Source organism: Desulfurobacteriaceae bacterium, from assembly GCA_039832905.1.
Classification (GTDB): Bacteria; Aquificota; Aquificia; order Desulfurobacteriales; family Desulfurobacteriaceae; genus Desulfurobacterium.
Genome location: JBDOLX010000095.1, coordinates 1 through 14,886, shown reverse-complemented (window position 1 = coordinate 14,886; position 14,886 = coordinate 1). Strand labels below are relative to the sequence as shown.

General features: G+C 33.7%; 16 protein-coding genes. 15 read left to right on the top strand and 1 reads right to left on the bottom strand.

Going from position 1 to position 14,886, the window contains the following annotated elements; genetic code table 11:
• Nucleotides 1-20: 20 nt before the first annotated feature.
• Both ABGX27_07180 and ABGX27_07175 read left to right on the top strand, forming a co-directional pair.
• Complete coding sequence (locus ABGX27_07180) at nucleotides 21-1,826, top strand: methyl-accepting chemotaxis protein (GenBank protein MEO2069276.1); 1,806 nt, start codon at nucleotides 21-23, stop codon at nucleotides 1,824-1,826.
• Nucleotides 1,813-2,085, top strand: coding sequence for a hypothetical protein (locus ABGX27_07175; protein ID MEO2069275.1), 273 nt, complete (start codon nucleotides 1,813-1,815; stop codon nucleotides 2,083-2,085). The genes ABGX27_07180 and ABGX27_07175 overlap by 14 nt, the downstream gene beginning before the upstream one ends.
• Nucleotides 2,086-2,447: 362 nt before the next feature.
• Here ABGX27_07175 and mqnC read toward each other — a convergent pair whose 3' ends face one another.
• Nucleotides 2,448-3,515 (bottom strand): cyclic dehypoxanthinyl futalosine synthase, encoded by a 1,068-nt coding sequence (mqnC, locus tag ABGX27_07170; GenBank protein MEO2069274.1) that lies wholly within the window; start codon nucleotides 3,513-3,515, stop codon nucleotides 2,448-2,450.
• A 56-nt stretch (nucleotides 3,516-3,571) separates the two neighbouring features.
• On the opposite strand from mqnC, the gene ABGX27_07165 reads away from it, so the two are divergent.
• From ABGX27_07165 to ABGX27_07105, 13 genes are all read left to right on the top strand, one after another.
• Nucleotides 3,572-4,252, top strand: coding sequence for an ATP-binding protein (locus ABGX27_07165; GenBank protein ID MEO2069273.1), 681 nt, complete (start codon nucleotides 3,572-3,574; stop codon nucleotides 4,250-4,252).
• On the top strand, nucleotides 4,224-5,111 hold the full coding sequence (locus tag ABGX27_07160; GenBank protein ID MEO2069272.1) for an NAD(+)/NADH kinase: 888 nt from the start codon (nucleotides 4,224-4,226) through the stop codon (nucleotides 5,109-5,111). Before ABGX27_07165 ends, ABGX27_07160 begins: the two co-directional genes overlap by 29 nt.
• The gene (locus ABGX27_07155; GenBank protein MEO2069271.1) at nucleotides 5,102-5,887 is read left to right on the top strand and encodes an ATP/GTP-binding protein; all 786 of its coding nucleotides are present in this window, start codon (nucleotides 5,102-5,104) and stop codon (nucleotides 5,885-5,887) included. The genes ABGX27_07160 and ABGX27_07155 overlap by 10 nt, the downstream gene beginning before the upstream one ends.
• The gene (gene rapZ / locus ABGX27_07150) at nucleotides 5,884-6,768 is read left to right on the top strand and encodes an RNase adapter RapZ (protein MEO2069270.1); all 885 of its coding nucleotides are present in this window, start codon (nucleotides 5,884-5,886) and stop codon (nucleotides 6,766-6,768) included. The genes ABGX27_07155 and rapZ overlap by 4 nt, the downstream gene beginning before the upstream one ends.
• A gap of 251 nt (nucleotides 6,769-7,019) precedes the next feature.
• Complete coding sequence (locus ABGX27_07145; GenBank protein MEO2069269.1) at nucleotides 7,020-7,463, top strand: hypothetical protein; 444 nt, start codon at nucleotides 7,020-7,022, stop codon at nucleotides 7,461-7,463.
• Entirely contained in the window at nucleotides 7,460-8,098 is a 639-nt protein-coding gene (locus ABGX27_07140) for a hypothetical protein (protein MEO2069268.1), read from the top strand. The genes ABGX27_07145 and ABGX27_07140 overlap by 4 nt, the downstream gene beginning before the upstream one ends.
• Nucleotides 8,099-8,109: 11 nt before the next feature.
• Nucleotides 8,110-9,750 (top strand): hypothetical protein, encoded by a 1,641-nt coding sequence (locus ABGX27_07135; protein MEO2069267.1) that lies wholly within the window; start codon nucleotides 8,110-8,112, stop codon nucleotides 9,748-9,750.
• The gene (locus ABGX27_07130; protein ID MEO2069266.1) at nucleotides 9,747-10,586 is read left to right on the top strand and encodes a hypothetical protein; all 840 of its coding nucleotides are present in this window, start codon (nucleotides 9,747-9,749) and stop codon (nucleotides 10,584-10,586) included. The genes ABGX27_07135 and ABGX27_07130 overlap by 4 nt, the downstream gene beginning before the upstream one ends.
• Nucleotides 10,580-11,296: a hypothetical protein gene (locus tag ABGX27_07125; protein MEO2069265.1), complete on the top strand. Its 717-nt coding sequence runs from the start codon at nucleotides 10,580-10,582 to the stop codon at nucleotides 11,294-11,296. The genes ABGX27_07130 and ABGX27_07125 overlap by 7 nt, the downstream gene beginning before the upstream one ends.
• Nucleotides 11,290-11,799 (top strand): hypothetical protein, encoded by a 510-nt coding sequence (locus ABGX27_07120; protein MEO2069264.1) that lies wholly within the window; start codon nucleotides 11,290-11,292, stop codon nucleotides 11,797-11,799. Before ABGX27_07125 ends, ABGX27_07120 begins: the two co-directional genes overlap by 7 nt.
• A gap of 7 nt (nucleotides 11,800-11,806) precedes the next feature.
• On the top strand, nucleotides 11,807-12,922 hold the full coding sequence (locus ABGX27_07115; GenBank protein ID MEO2069263.1) for a hypothetical protein: 1,116 nt from the start codon (nucleotides 11,807-11,809) through the stop codon (nucleotides 12,920-12,922).
• Nucleotides 12,912-14,318, top strand: coding sequence for a hypothetical protein (locus ABGX27_07110; GenBank protein ID MEO2069262.1), 1,407 nt, complete (start codon nucleotides 12,912-12,914; stop codon nucleotides 14,316-14,318). The genes ABGX27_07115 and ABGX27_07110 overlap by 11 nt, the downstream gene beginning before the upstream one ends.
• Nucleotides 14,315-14,886 (top strand): hypothetical protein (locus tag ABGX27_07105; GenBank protein MEO2069261.1); only part of this gene is annotated, 572 nt, incomplete at its 3' end. The genes ABGX27_07110 and ABGX27_07105, both read left to right, overlap by 4 nt.

The following is a 14,886-nucleotide window of genomic DNA, read 5'->3' as shown; positions in this document are numbered from 1 at the left end:
GCAATTTCAAGGAGTGAGGCATGAAAATAAAGACTAAACTTTTTGTTTCTCTCGTCGTAGAAGTTATGATGATACTCTTCCTTACAGAGTTTATCCACTTCAAACTACTTAGCTTCAAAAACCAGAACGAGCTTTCAAAAACTATACTAAGCGTTGAAAAAGACATTGCTGACTTAAAGAGCTATATACTCTTTCCAGATAAAACCGTCGAGGAAAACATTCAGAGAGATTTAGCAAGGCTAACAGAGTTTGATAATCCTAAAGCTACACAAGCTTACTCAATTTTACTTTCTGCAGTTTCAGAGATAAAGAAAGGAAACGTAGACCATGAAGTCTTGATTAAAGAACTTTCTCAGAAAGAAAGAACTCTCAAAAATATAAAAGAAAAAGTAGAAGAAGAAGCAAACAGTATCCTTTCTTCCGTAAGTTTCCTTGTAAGAATAATTCCTCTTTTCAGCTTGATAATAATTGGAATTGGTGCATTCAGCTCTTACAGAGCTATCGTTATGCCAATTCAAGCAATGACAAGAACAATGAGAGAAATTGAAAAAGGAAATCTAACTAAGAGACTTTCTATAGATAAGGATGATGAACTTGGACTTCTTGCAAAGGAATTTGATAAGTTCTTAGGATGGATAAAGAATACATTCGAAGAGCTAGAGAAACTCTCTGCAAAAGTTTCCACAGACGCAAGCCTCTTAATTATGGAGCTATTTAACACCGACATTAAGAGCAAAGATATAAAAGAAAAGTTTGTAGAACTTTCAATATCTTCTGAAGTTCTTGCAAATTCCATATCAGACATTAACAAGCTCTTAAAAACAGCAGGAAAGGAAGTTGAAGAAGTGGAATGCGAAACCCAAAAAGGTGCCAACATAGTCTCTAAATCTGTAAGCGACGTGCAGGAATTGGCCGATAAAGTCATAAAGTTAAGGAACAAAATCGAAGATCTTCAGAAAGGTTCTACCACAATTCAAAACGTCGTGGAAACGATAAAAAACATTGCAGACCAAACAAACCTACTTGCCCTAAATGCTGCTATTGAGGCTGCAAGAGCTGGAGAGGCTGGACGCGGTTTTGCAGTAGTTGCTGAAGAAGTAAGAAAGCTTGCTACAAGAACAGTAAGTTCCGCAGAAGAAATAGGAAACATAGTCAATAACATTATCCATCTTATAGAAAAATTCTCTCAAGACCTTGAAAAGAGAGCCAATGAAGCAATGAAGGTTAAAGGAGAAATGGCCAAAACTGAGGAGGTGCTTGTAAAAATCAGGACAAAGGTTGAATCTTTATCTGAGGTAACCGATAACATTCTGTTTACTCTTAAACAGCAATTGGGAGCTCTTGATACAGTAAAAGAAAATGTATCCTCAATTAACAACGAAATTGATAGGTTCAACGAAGTATTCAAGAAATTAGAGTCTACGATATACAGGACAAGGGCTTCTGTTAAGTCTGTTCACGAAAACATTTCTAAGTTTGACATTGGAAAACTCATTTCAACAATTATCAAAGGTATGGAACTCTTCTCAGACTGGGTGGCTAAACTTCCAACAATAAGAGAAATTCCTCAGTTTGAAAATTCAGAAATTAGAAAGTGGCTACACAAAGAACTCAAGAGTTTCAAAGTAGATGGTTTACCTGAAATATCCAATCAACTTGAAAGCGTTATAGAGGACTGCTACAAAATTGCAGGGGAAATTATTGAAGCTCTTCAAAATAGCAAAGATTCAATAGGTGATAAGTTCCAAGAACTTGAAAAGAAAGTACTGGAAGCTGCTGAACTATTTGAAGAACTTCTCGAAAAGGTAACAGATGATAGAAAATAGAAGGTACAGTGGTTTCTTTTTCCAAGAAATTAAGTGTAAAATAGGTTTAAGAGTGAAAATTCCTATTTTCTTTTTTTTCAAATTAGAAAAGCTGGAAGAAGATCAGTTTGTAGTAAAAAATGTTTCCCCTCCGGAAGTGTTAAACCTCATAAAGAATAAAGAGTTTCTTTTCATTAATGACCTTAACCTTAAAGGAGAGCCTTTTCTTGTAAAAGCTCTTCCCCTAAAGTTTTTCTCTGATGATTCTTTAGTGGTATAAATCGAAAATAGCCCACTGGAAGAAAAGCGTTTCTCTAAGAGATACACTTTCTGTCCAGAATACGCTGGAAAGTTTAAAGTACTTATAGACGGCAAAGAAGTAGGAGAAGCTTACATACATGATCTTAGTTTCAACGGCGTTAATCTAATAACATCCTCAAGTGAACTAAAAAGAGTTGAACCGGGAACAAAACTATCCGTTGTTAAAGACGTTCAAATCTTAAGAGTTCAAGTTGTAAGGATTACAGAACTGGAGAGATTTATCTCAATAGGGTGCAAGATAGAGTACGTAAGCTTTAACATTGTAGAATTTATTTTTAAACACTATGTAAAATTTGTAAAAGATTTAATACTTGGGAAACGTCAAAAGTAAGCTATCTTTCTGTAAAGAGTATCTCTTTGAACTGGCGTAAATCCAGCGTCCTTTATAAGCCTTACAATTTCAGAGAGAGGTAGTCTATATCTTACTCCAGTAGCTGCAACGACATTTTCCTCTATCATTAAAGATCCAAAATCGTTTGCCCCAAACTTTAAAGCTATCTGTGCCATTTTTCCACCTTGAGTTACCCATGAAGCCTGAATGTTGTCAACGTTATCAAGATAGATTCGAGATACTGCTAGAACCTTTAAATATCTTTCACCACTTGCTTTTTCTTTTACTTCATTTGAAAGCTCTGTGTAGTCCGGTTGAAAACTCCAAGGAATAAATGCTGTAAACCCTTCCGTTTCGTCCTGCAAATCTCTTATCACCTTTAGATGTTCAACTACATCCTCATCGGTATCAAGACTACCAAACATCATAGTAGCAGTAGTCCTTAAACCAACTTCATGCGCTACTCTATGAACTTCAAGCCACTCTTTAGTTTTTGCCTTATTTGGAGCTATCTTTTCTCTTACTCTATCTACTAAGATTTCTGCACCACCACCGGGAATAGAACCAAGTCCTGCTCCTTTTAACCTCCTTATGGTTTCTTCTATAGAAATCCCAGATAATTTTGATATATGAAGGATTTCTGGAGCCGAAAAACCGTGAATATGAATTTCGGGAAATTCAGATTTTATGAACCTTAAAAGATCCTCATAGAACTCAATATTTAAGTCTGGATGAAGACCTCCCTGCAACAAAATAGCTGTTCCACCTAAATCTACCGTTTCTTGGATCTTCCTTCTAAGATCTTCCTTACTTATTACATAAGCGTCTTTATCTTCTTTATTTCTGTAAAAAGCACAGAAACGGCATTTACATACACAAACGTTAGTGTAGTTTATATTTCTATCTATTACAAATGTTACTTCCTTTTCAGGATGTTTCCTATTTCTTACAAAATTTGCAAGTTGACCAAGGGTTAAAAGATCAAAATCTTTTAAAAGCTCTAAAGCTTCTTCTTCAGATATCCTTTTTCCTTCTATAACTTTCTTTACAATGTCCACCTTCTTCCCCAGATACTATAATTTTAAAGTAATCCCGAAAACTCAAGGAGCATAACTTGAACTGCAAAATTTGTGGTGGTAGTGGTTGGATTATAGAAAACAAAAGTGGAGAACGTAAAGCCGTAAGGTGCAAGTGTCAATTTGAAAAGTTTAAGAAAATCTACCTAGAAAGTAGCGGAATTCCTTTAAGATATAGATTGTGCAAATTTTCAAACTACGAACCTCAAACTATAGATCAATTAAGAGCACTTTACGAGTGTAGAGAATTTTTTTACCTTTTCCCTTTTGTAAAAGGAGGAATTCTTCTTTACGGACCACCCGGAACAGGAAAAACCCATTTAGCAAGTGCTACTTTAAGGAACATTATAGAATACAAAGGATTAAGGGGACTTTTTTACGACTTTAGAACCCTCCTTATAGATATAAAAACCACTTTTGACACGAACGAATCAAGCTATGAAGTTTTAGAACCTGTTTTGAAAACTCCTCTTTTGGTTTTAGATGATGTTGGTGCAGAAAGGAATACAGAATGGGCAAGAGACATTTTGGCAACAATCATAAACTATAGATACGTTAATAGCCTACCCACAATAATCACAACCAACCTAAGATTTGAGGTTTCAACAGACGAAAGCTTTGCTTCAAAATTTGATGAAAGGACAGAATCAAGAATTTACGAAATGTGCAAGATAATAAAGGTGGACGGTGATGACAGAAGGAAGAAAAGTAGCCTATAAGAGTATAGGTCTAATTGCCAATCCGACAAAACCCGAAAGTGCAAAAGGGATAAAACAGATAGTAGAAAAGTTAAAAGACTATCCTGTAAAACTCTTTACAGATGAAGAAACCTGTAAACTCACGAAAGATTCTTGCAAACCTTATGTAAAAGTTGTAGATAGATTAGTGCTTCCTGACAAAGTAGACGTAATCCTTGTTCTTGGTGGCGATGGAACTTTCTTGACAGTAGCAAAACTTGTTGACAAAAGACCGGTTCCACTCTTGGGAATAAACTTTGGAACGCTCGGTTTTCTAACAGAAGTATCTATAGATGAAATAGAAGAAAGTCTAGAAAGACTTTTAAACGGAGAATTTGTCTTAGAGAATAGACCTGTAATTAGAGTAAAAGTTTTAAGGGAAAATGGACACGTTTCCATTTATAGATGTGTCAACGAAGTAGCTATAAAGAGAGATATTTTAGCAAGAATAATTGAAATAGAAATTGAAGCCGATGGAAAGTACGTTACTACTTTTCGTGGTGATGGAGTTATAGTAGCTACCCCAACAGGTTCAACAGCATACTCTCTTTCTTCCGGTGGACCAATCTTAATGCCAACTTTAAATGCAATGCTTCTTACTCCTATTTGTCCCCACACTTTAACGTTAAGACCTTTAGTTCTTGAAGGAAACGTATGTCTTTCTGCAAGGTTAAAAACAAAAGACGAAACCGTAATGGTCATTTTCGACGGGCAAGAAGGAATAGAGCTTAGAAAGGGTGACGTTATAGAAATTACACGATCACCTCACGATCTTCTAATCTTAAGAGACCCAAGAAAATCTTACTACCAAACATTAAGAGAGAAGTTGAAATGGGGGTAAAAACTCTAAGTTTACTTTTTTTAATCTTTAGCATAAAAGGACTTGAAACTCCCGAAAGTGTAGAGTGTTTTAACGGAAAAATTTTCATTTCAAACGTAGGAAAACCGTATCCAGCTAAAAAAGATGGTGACGGATTTATTGCTATATTTGGCAAGGATAAGAAACTCCAAAAGTTTATATCCAACCTAAACGCTCCAAAGGGAATAGCTGTTGCCAACAAGAAGTTATTTATAGCTGATATCGATACTGTAGTTGTTGCCAATTCTGAAAGCGGTAAAGTTTTAAAAAAGATAAAAGTAAAAGATGCCCAGTTTTTAAACGATGTTGCTTACGACGGAAAAAAATTCGTTTACGTTAGCGACACCCAAACTAACACTATATACAGAATAGATACTGAAACTTTAGAAATTTCCATCTTTTTAAAAAGTCCTAATCTGGAACTGCCCAATGGACTCGCTTTTCTGAAAAATGGAAATTTAGTCGTTGCAAGTTGGGGAGAAGGAAAGTTATTTGAAATAGATATTAATAAGAAAAGCATTAAAACCTTAGCTTATGGGTTTTCAAATCTTGATGGGGTTACCGTTTTAAACGATGGAACCATTCTTTTTTCCGATTTCTCAGAAGGAAAAATCTACTCCTTTAAAGACGGAAAAGTTAAAGAATTAAAGTCAAAAGTTGTTATAACCTCTCCTGTCGATATTAATTACTGTAATGGTAAACTTTTCGTTCCTGAATTTTTATTTAATGACGTAAAGGTTTTCAAGGTGGAGAAATGAAAGGAAAAGAGATAATCATTATCACCGGTGAATCAGGTGCTGGAAAATCAAGTGCCATGAAACACTTAGAAGACCTTGGTTTTTATTGTATAGATAATATACCACCAGATCTTATACCGAACCTTTTACTATTAATTGAAGACAATCCAGAAATAGAAAAAGCAGCTTTAGTAATTGATATTAGAAACCCCGGTTTTAGAAAAACAGCTTCAACAATACTAAAGAAATTAAAAGAGCAGTTTCCTTTAGTAAAGATCTGGTACTTCACAGCACAAAAAGATGTTCTCATAAAGCGTTTTAGTGAAACAAGGCGCCCACACCCCTTTGAAAGATACAGTCCCAACAAAAGTTTAGAAAACCTAATAGACGAAGAAAAAGAAGTTCTGGAAGCAGTAAAAGAACTTTCTCACCTAATAATAGATACCTCCTTTATGAACACCCATGAATTAAAAAGGTTTATAAAGAACCTTCTTGCTGACGAAAAACCTACTTTGAAGATTACCTTTCTCTCCTTTGGGTTTAAGTACGGAATTCCTGCATCCGCCGATAACGTTTTTGATGTAAGGTTCTTACCCAACCCCCATTTTGTTTCTCACCTTCGCCCAAAAACAGGTATGGATAAAGAAGTTGTTGATTACATAATGGAACATGAGGAATCAAGAAAGATTTTTCATCTTATTTTTGAGTTTGTGAAGCTTACCATTCCTATGTATGAAAAAGAGGGGAAAGCATACATTACTTTTGCTATAGGTTGTACTGGAGGACAGCACAGATCTGTTGCTTTTGTAGAACTCCTTTCAAAAAAAATAAAAGAAACTTATCCTGACTACGAAATATACGTAGAACACAGGGAACAAAATATAAGGAAGGAGATTTTGTAAAGTTATTCTTATAAGGTTTCAAAATATCAACAATCGTGATACTTACTAAAGATTAAGTTAATTTTTAAACAGAAGAAACTAGCAGGGAAGCCAAATGATTGATTTTTTAAAAAAGAATAAAACTTGAGGGAATACATAGAAAACAAACTCCAAGAAATAGAAACAGGAAACTGGGTAGGGGTAACAAGCAAAGATCAATTACCTACAATAATTTGTTATGATTAGTTGTGAATATTAGAGGCAGACAAAGAATGGGGGTATATAAAAAAGCTTCTGCTCTAATACTAATTCTTTTCTGTAGTAGTGCCTTTTCCGCAGAAAGACCATTATGGATTGATAACCCTTTCTTAGGCGGAGTTATCGGGAGTATAGGATGGGCAGAACCAAAATACGAAGAAGACGAACAAGTTGAAATTGCAAAGCTCAGAGCACTTTCAGAACTTGCCTTTCAATTTAAAGTTTACGTTAAGAGTATATGTGAAAAAAGAGTTAAAAAGGCCCTTTCAGGAAACTATAGTAAGAAGTTTTCTTGCGATTCTTTACTAAGAGGAGAGTACTACTTTCTACCCGAGGAAACAGAAGTAAAAGATAAGTGGAAAGATCCCAAAAGTGGAATTCTTTACATTTGGTTAGTAGTTAAGCCTCAAATCCTTAAAACCTTTGAAATAAATCAAAAACAAGGAGAGAAAAAATGAGAAAGTTTTTCCTATTTATTAGCTTTTGCCTTACTACTCAACCTTTAATCGCAAATGCTTTAAACATTCAGGAGTGCACACCTGTTAGCTCAAATGAAAAGTTAGCAATAGATAATTTCAAGAAAGCCCAAAAGTTACTATCTCAAAAGAGGTATAAAGAAGCAGAAGAGAAATTAGTAGAAGCTATAAATCTTTTCGATGCCAACTCTTCAGAAGAAACTGTGTCAGTAGAATTTAAATGTTTGACTCCTCTTCCTGGAATTAATCTATTAAGATATGGAACTTTTAGAGAAAAGAGAGAAGTAGAATACTATCCAAAAAAACTTCTAAGCAAATTAAGAAAATCTTCTCCTCCAAAGATATTTGTAATAGTGGAAGAAGCTCCTGAAAAGATCAAGGTTGAAGTTTTTAACGTAAAAAAAGTTTTTAAAAAGACAGAAACGGGCTATATAAGCTCTCTCTACGATTTTAAGGTAAAAATATGGAAGTATTTCTCAGGTAGCGATGAAGTTGAATGTTCCAAAATACAAGCTGGAGAAGTGTGTGAGAAAGAGTTAAAGATAGGGCATTATGTAGTTAATAGTATTGACACTGATGAAAAGTTTGGTTTAAAACTCTTTGATGTTAGAGAATAAGGAGGGGAAAAATGATAAGAAAACTATTACTATCAACGATCACTGGTGTATTTTTTCTTAATCCTTCTTTCGCTAACGAAGAAAATCATTTCTTTATAAAGTATTTTTATTACCTTGCTAAGGATAAAGAACCAGTAGGAATGATACTTTTGGAGAAAACTGAAAACACTCTTTCTTCTTCCTATATTCAGGTTAGTCAATCATTACCCTTCTTTGCTCCTCAAAAAGAAATTGTTCTTGATAACCGTGGGAGAATTATAGTTTTCAAAACAGGAAAGGGAATCTTTAAAGTAAGTTACGACCTTTCCGACTTTAAGAAACGTTTTCTTAGAAGAGTTGGTATTTTCCGACCACAACAACAAGCTTTAATATACAACCCTAAAAAGAGATTCTACATAGCAATAGAAAAATTTCCTGTTCTTAACGTAGATACTTTGATTTTAGCTTTAATAAATCATCAATCTTTAGAAGGTAAAGATTTCTACATATACGAACCTTATAAACCAATTTTAATTAAAGCTACGGCAGAAAAAAGAGGAAATACTATCTATATTTTAGGATACAAAAGAGGTAGAAAAATAAAACTTTTTGAGATTCTTCTTGACGAGAAAGGTATACCGATAAAGCTGATTTCTGGAAGGAAAAAGTGGCGTTTTGAACTCAAAGGCTTAGGAGAAAAAGAAAAGAAAAACCTCAAGCTAATAGAAATTGTTAAAAAAAGGATAGAACAAGAAATAACTGATAGCCTACAAGACAGAAATGAAAAACTAAAAGTTGCTTTTAAAGGTTATAAAAGAAAAAACTCAAAATATCTTTTTTACTTTGAGGCAGAGAAAAATCCTATTTTGGCTCCAGAAGAATTAAAGAATTTAGTCTACCAGAAGTTAACTTTACCGGAAAGTATACTTAAAGAGGGTTATCTACGAGAAAAGAATGGTTTCATACAGTTTGAAATACCGTCAAGATCTGTTTGCGATCTACTGAGAAATAGAGAAAAAGGGCTATCTCGAAACTGCCAAGAGAGATTCTTTTCTCTTTTAGTAGAAGATATTCCCTTGTCAAACTTTAAAGGATGTAAAGTAGAAAAAGGCATGTTTAGAACATCTGTAAATTGTCAAGATGGATCCTTCAAAGAAAAATTAAAAAACTATTTAATAACTTCTACAGAGTATATTCCTAAAAACGCCACTATAGAGAAAGTGGATTACAAACTAAAAAGTCCTGAAGAATCCCTGACTGCCGACAGCGAAGGTTGGACAGTAGACGTTGAAGTTGAATACAAAACCCCCTTTGACTTTGATAAGTATGCATTAAAAGAATTAAAAAGCTACACAAATCTTCCTATAAAGAAAATGGATGACAGATACGTTATCACTGTAGAAAAGAAAGAGAAGATAATGAAAAATGCTTGCGAAAGCTACAAAGATGTCCTCTCAATTCCTCATTCCCAGGTAAAAACTTTGTTTATTTCACCTGCAAGCTGTCAAGTAAAAATAGAGTACAAGATTCCTACATCAAGATTTAGATCAATTGCTAAAGAAAACCTCTACAAACTCTATCCAGATCTAAAATGGACAAATGCCAAACTAAAATGGCATAAAGACAGTGTTGAATTTGAATACGTAAAAGAGTACCAAGGAGAGACAAAATGAAGAAGAAAATAATTATAGCTATCCTGTGTAGCGTTTTATCATTCGGAACGGTATTTGGAGACTCAGAAATAAAAGTTGCTTTAGTCGCTCCCGGAATAGAAGAAGAACTCTCGGAAAGCTTAGAAATGGCAACGGATGAAATAGAAGACTTAGAAACAAAAACACAGAGAGAAATTGCATCAGAAATTGTGAAAAAAATAAATAGAAAACTTTCTCGACTGAGAAAGTATAGCTACTTTAACTTATCATACATAGGTAAAGGAATCGCTAAAAAGCTAAGAAAACCGGTAATTTTTATCTCTATACACTGCTTTCCAGAGTATAACAAAGAGGAAAAAAAGTTTATAGACGACGAAGGAAGAAAAGTTTGTTTGGGAATTAGTAAAAGGTGTTTAGAAGATGTAAAAGAATTCTATGATAACATAGAGGACCAAACTTTTCTTCCCAATATCCTTGAAGTTAACGACGGAGATATTGTTGTCTTTGCAGAAATAGGTCTATCTACCGAAGTAAATGCTGATATAACAGAAAAGGTAATAGGTGAAATCCAAAAATGTTTTGCCAGTGGAAAAGAGCCTGGAGAATGTAAAAGAAAGATAGAAAAAGAGATTTTTGATTATCCTTTCCAAATCAACGTAATGGCATTTGAAGGAAACTCAGGAGCCCTCTACACCTCGTTAATTCCTATTACACTAAGGTTCAACAGTGGATCGTTGAAAAAATCTATGTATAAAGCCGGGGCTGATCTTTTCACAGTAACCATAAACTCTTCTTCCATCGGACAAAAGGTTGAATCTTCTCAAGAAACTCCAAGCAGTGGAGATGAAGGATGGTAAGAAAGAAAATAGCCTTCTTTCTTTTTGTACTTTCCCTCTATATACCTTCCTTTAACATAATTGCTTCAGAACTTAAAGTCTCCATTATTGCTCCTGAAGAAACGAATATAGAAAGATATTTAATTGATACATCCGACTTTCTGTCTAAGTGGATCATAAAAAAAACGAAAAGAGAAACGGAATACTTAAGAAAGAGAATTTATTTTTCTATTTCATACTTTTATAGAGGTATTGCTTGTAGCTATGAAAATCCCATTGTTCTTATTCCTATAGAGAAACTTCCGAATCTTAAAGAAAAGGTTTGTCTGGGAATTGCTCTACGTTGTCGTAAGTACTTGGAAGAGTTTTACAAACACTCACATGATATTTCTTACCTATCCGCTGTAGAAAAAATAAACGGAGTTAACATCATTATTTTTTCCAAATTGAATCTTTCTGAGGAAATTTTAGAAAATTTACTAAAAGAGGGTAGGAATTGTTCTTCTTCAGGAAAAAACAAAGATGAATGCAAAAAACTTATTCAGAAAAAGTTATCAAATTTTTCTCTACAGCTGGAATTGGCAGCTTTTAACATTAAAACAGAGAAGATTTGTTCAGTTTCCATCCCGGTTTCCTTTTCGTCGAAAAAAATTAAAAACCTTCTATACCAATCGGGTATCAAATTAGCAAACTGTTTACACCTTTCAGCTGGAGGAAAAACGAAATGGTAAGGAAATTATTTACCCTTGTAAGTATAGTGGTCTTCCTAATGTTGGGATTCAAGAATGCTTTTTCCATATCCCAAGAAAGAATTATTATTGTTCCTCCTGTAATTCAGGAAGAAAGTTCATTCAAATATGACTCGAGAGTAGGAAAACTTGTTCATAGAGGTATAAACAACGGTATTATGAAATCAAATGCCAACTCATCTAAGTTTTTCTATTCTATTGTAAGAAAGGTTACTCCGTCGAAAAGATACAAAAAGACAATTCTTAGTTTTTATCAGAAGTATCAGCAGCAAGGATTGAATTTTCTCTCGAAGGTTAGCCGAAAGTACCGAGTAAGGTACGTAATTTTCGGTTTTGCCAAAAGAGAAAACGGAAAACTTAACGTTGAAATCAATATATTTGATCGTAAATACAACGATATTTACACAGTAGAGCTTTCCTCTACAAATGATAAGGAACTTTTAGAGTCTATAGAAAACTCCATCTACAATTCAATTGAAAGGTAGAGAAACAATGGGGGTGTTCTTTAAGTTTGGAATTAAAGTTTTATGTAGAAGAAAACTTTACGTAGTAATATTGTTATTGATTCTTGGAATTCTCTTTTTTACCAACTCCATAATAGAAAACGGATACAGAATATACATAGAAAAATTAAAAGGTATATATCCTCCAATTTATATAGAATCTTTAAATCCTCCTCGCCTTGAAATTAAAGATGAAATTAAAGATGGATACGTGACAAAGGAGTTTTTATCCTTAGACAAAAATAAAATAGTAATTAAGTTACCGGATGAGAAAAAACTCTTACTAAAAAACGTTTCCGTTAGAAGTTTTGATGAAAGATTTATTCCTTTCCTTCTCAAAGACTACTCTCAAATTGTAAAAGATAGAAAAAATGTTGTATTTGTTACTCCTGAGCTTAAAAACCGCCTATCAGAACTGTTAAAAAAAGAAAATGAAATTATCTTCATTAAAGGAAATAGAGAGATTAAAACACAGGTCAAAACCGTAGATGCCATTGTAGGAGAATCATGGTTAATCATCCCCAACTATATGGTTGAAAGAATTCTCTCTTTAACTCCTTTACAAGAAAAAAGCTGTTATAAAATGGTTATCTATCCAAAAGAGGGAAAAGAGGATAGAGTATTAAAAGAAATTCCAAAAGAGTACTCCGTAGAGACCTGGATAGATTTGGTTCCTTTCTCTTTCAGAGCGTTTTACTTTGTGGTTGAAAAAGGATATTCTATATTTTCCCTGCTTTTCGTTGCTTTTTCCATACTTTTAATCTTAACCGTTTGGACAGACATCGCTTACGATTTTAGAAAATACATAGGTTTCTCTTTCCTTTTCGGAGTAGACAAGAAAAAATTAATACTCTACACCTCAGCTTTTTCTCTTTTTATAGTTCTAATTTTTATAGTGCTTGGAAACACCATTGCTGTTGGCATTTCCTTGTTAGGTAGCACTTTTGGAAAAGTAAAAGGTTTAGAAGATATATTTAAAATAAAGAGTAAATACATAATAGACAGCTTCAAGTATCTTCTATTTGGAATATTAAGTCTTCCTCTACTTTGGCATTTTGTTGAGAAAAATTACCGTTCTCCAATAGGAGAAAGTGATGATGTATAGAAAGCAACTGCGTTATTTTATAGAGGGTTATAAAGGAGATTTTCTCTTTATAGCCTTTTTCTTCCTTATTGCAAATAGTTTAGTAGCCCTCTTACTTTTTGGAAAAGAGGTTTTCAGAAGTTTGTTCGGTTCCTACACTTCTTTTTTACCAGAGAAAGTTGTAATTTCCAAGAATCCATTACCTATAAAGTCCCAAGAGGGCGTTTTAAAAGGAAAGGTTTGGTTTACCGAGAATGGGGAACTTTTCACTAACGGTGAAAGAATCTTTAAGGGAAAAATTTCCGTTTTTGGAATGGAATTTCCAAAAGACATCTACCTTGACATTACAGACTCTAAAGGAAACAGGAAACACTGTAAGATAACTTCTATAGAGGGAGAAGGAACTTTATGGGAGATAGGTTTAAACTGCCAGCTGGAAGAAGGTAAAGTAACTTTTTCCTATAAAGGGGAAAAGGCTACTTGTACCGCTTTTGAAAACACTATTACGTGCGAAACCTGTGATATGGATAACCCAAAGGATGTAGAAAATGTTTACAACGTCCTTTTAAAAATAGGTAGTCCCTTTATGTTAAGATTACCTACTTCTTATCTATCAAACTACCAACAGACGGAAGTTGCCGAATGTGAAACAAAAGAAGCTTCAAAATATTCTGAAAAATGGGGAAAGAAACTAAACGATTACTTTTCTCTGCTTTACGGAAATAATCAGGCTTTACTTTCAAAGTTCTTATTTTCCTTCATAAGTGATTATGACATTATAGGAAGCGAAGTTTCCTTTGATAAAGACGGAGATAGATCCGTTTTTGTCGTTAATCAACTAATTATTGACGTTGATTTCACAAAAGAAAAGTCGAAAATTTTCAAGAATCTTTTTTTAACAAGCTTTAAAACTTTTGAAAATCTATTCGGAAACAAGGGAAACTATGTTTACTTTTTCTATGACTCTTCTAAGAATGTTCATAGCGGACAAGGGATAGTGGAAACAATAAAAAAGAAAGATATTTGTGGAAACTATACGTATCTTAAAAAAAACGTAGAGTATTTTATGGTCTTTACAGTTATTCTTATTGGTATTGTATGGTTTTTAATTATAAAGGCAAAACTTGAAAAGTTCTTTTTAACTTTTGAAAAAGAGTTTAAACTCTTATCCTACTTGGGTAGTAAAAAAATCTTTCCATTCTCAACCGTAGTTGCCGCAATTTCGTTTGTAACCTCTTTCTTAGTAGTAGAAGTCTTTCTTCCATATACAGAAAAAAGTATGAACTCTATCCTTGTGGAATACCTGATTCCTAAGGTATATCCTGAAGGAATAGTGATCAAAATAATAATTATAAACATTGTTACCATCCTCTACTCTTTCCTTTTGGAAAACAGAAAATTGGGGAGGATAGAGTGAGAAGATATTTAACAATAATAGGAATCATCTTCTCGCTCTTTTTCATAAAAAGCGGAAAAGCTGATCCTTTCGGAATATACCCTACTTCTAAAGCCCTTTCTCTTGCCGGAAATTTGGTAGCACACGGATTAGGAGAAGACGCTCTCTTTGAAAATCCAGCTGGTCTTGTTTACCCGTACCCTATTGGTAAAAAAAGAATAATAGGACTAGGATTAAGTGAATTTTTAGCAAATACAACCGAAACAGAGACTAATTTAGGATTTTTTCTTTCAGGACTTCTTATAACTCCCTCAAAGTATGGCATAGGTTTGTATACAATCCTTCATAACTCATCTATTGATAATTACGAAAACACCAATGTTAATGAATTTGGAATAGGATTTGGAGTAAACCTATTCAATAGCAAGTTTTTAAGATTTAGTATTGGAGGAAGATATGGAATAGGGTACGAACTTAGAGATCCCAACTACTATGAAGAGACAAGAATTCAGTACAACACCTATGCAGTTGGAATCAGACTTCACCTTTTGGGAAAAAGAAAGATAAATTTTGATATAGGTTTTGTTAA

Coding starts and splice junctions, on each gene's coding strand:
- ABGX27_07180 (MEO2069276.1), top strand. CDS start 21: ATGAAAATAAAGACTAAACTTTTTGTTTCTCTCGTCGTAGAAGTTATG.
- ABGX27_07175 (MEO2069275.1), top strand. CDS start 1,813: ATGATAGAAAATAGAAGGTACAGTGGTTTCTTTTTCCAAGAAATTAAG.
- ABGX27_07160 (MEO2069272.1), top strand. CDS start 4,224: ATGACAGAAGGAAGAAAAGTAGCCTATAAGAGTATAGGTCTAATTGCC.
- ABGX27_07155 (MEO2069271.1), top strand. CDS start 5,102: ATGGGGGTAAAAACTCTAAGTTTACTTTTTTTAATCTTTAGCATAAAA.
- rapZ (MEO2069270.1), top strand. CDS start 5,884: ATGAAAGGAAAAGAGATAATCATTATCACCGGTGAATCAGGTGCTGGA.
- ABGX27_07145 (MEO2069269.1), top strand. CDS start 7,020: ATGGGGGTATATAAAAAAGCTTCTGCTCTAATACTAATTCTTTTCTGT.
- ABGX27_07140 (MEO2069268.1), top strand. CDS start 7,460: ATGAGAAAGTTTTTCCTATTTATTAGCTTTTGCCTTACTACTCAACCT.
- ABGX27_07135 (MEO2069267.1), top strand. CDS start 8,110: ATGATAAGAAAACTATTACTATCAACGATCACTGGTGTATTTTTTCTT.
- ABGX27_07130 (MEO2069266.1), top strand. CDS start 9,747: ATGAAGAAGAAAATAATTATAGCTATCCTGTGTAGCGTTTTATCATTC.
- ABGX27_07125 (MEO2069265.1), top strand. CDS start 10,580: ATGGTAAGAAAGAAAATAGCCTTCTTTCTTTTTGTACTTTCCCTCTAT.
- ABGX27_07120 (MEO2069264.1), top strand. CDS start 11,290: ATGGTAAGGAAATTATTTACCCTTGTAAGTATAGTGGTCTTCCTAATG.
- ABGX27_07115 (MEO2069263.1), top strand. CDS start 11,807: ATGGGGGTGTTCTTTAAGTTTGGAATTAAAGTTTTATGTAGAAGAAAA.
- ABGX27_07110 (MEO2069262.1), top strand. CDS start 12,912: ATGATGTATAGAAAGCAACTGCGTTATTTTATAGAGGGTTATAAAGGA.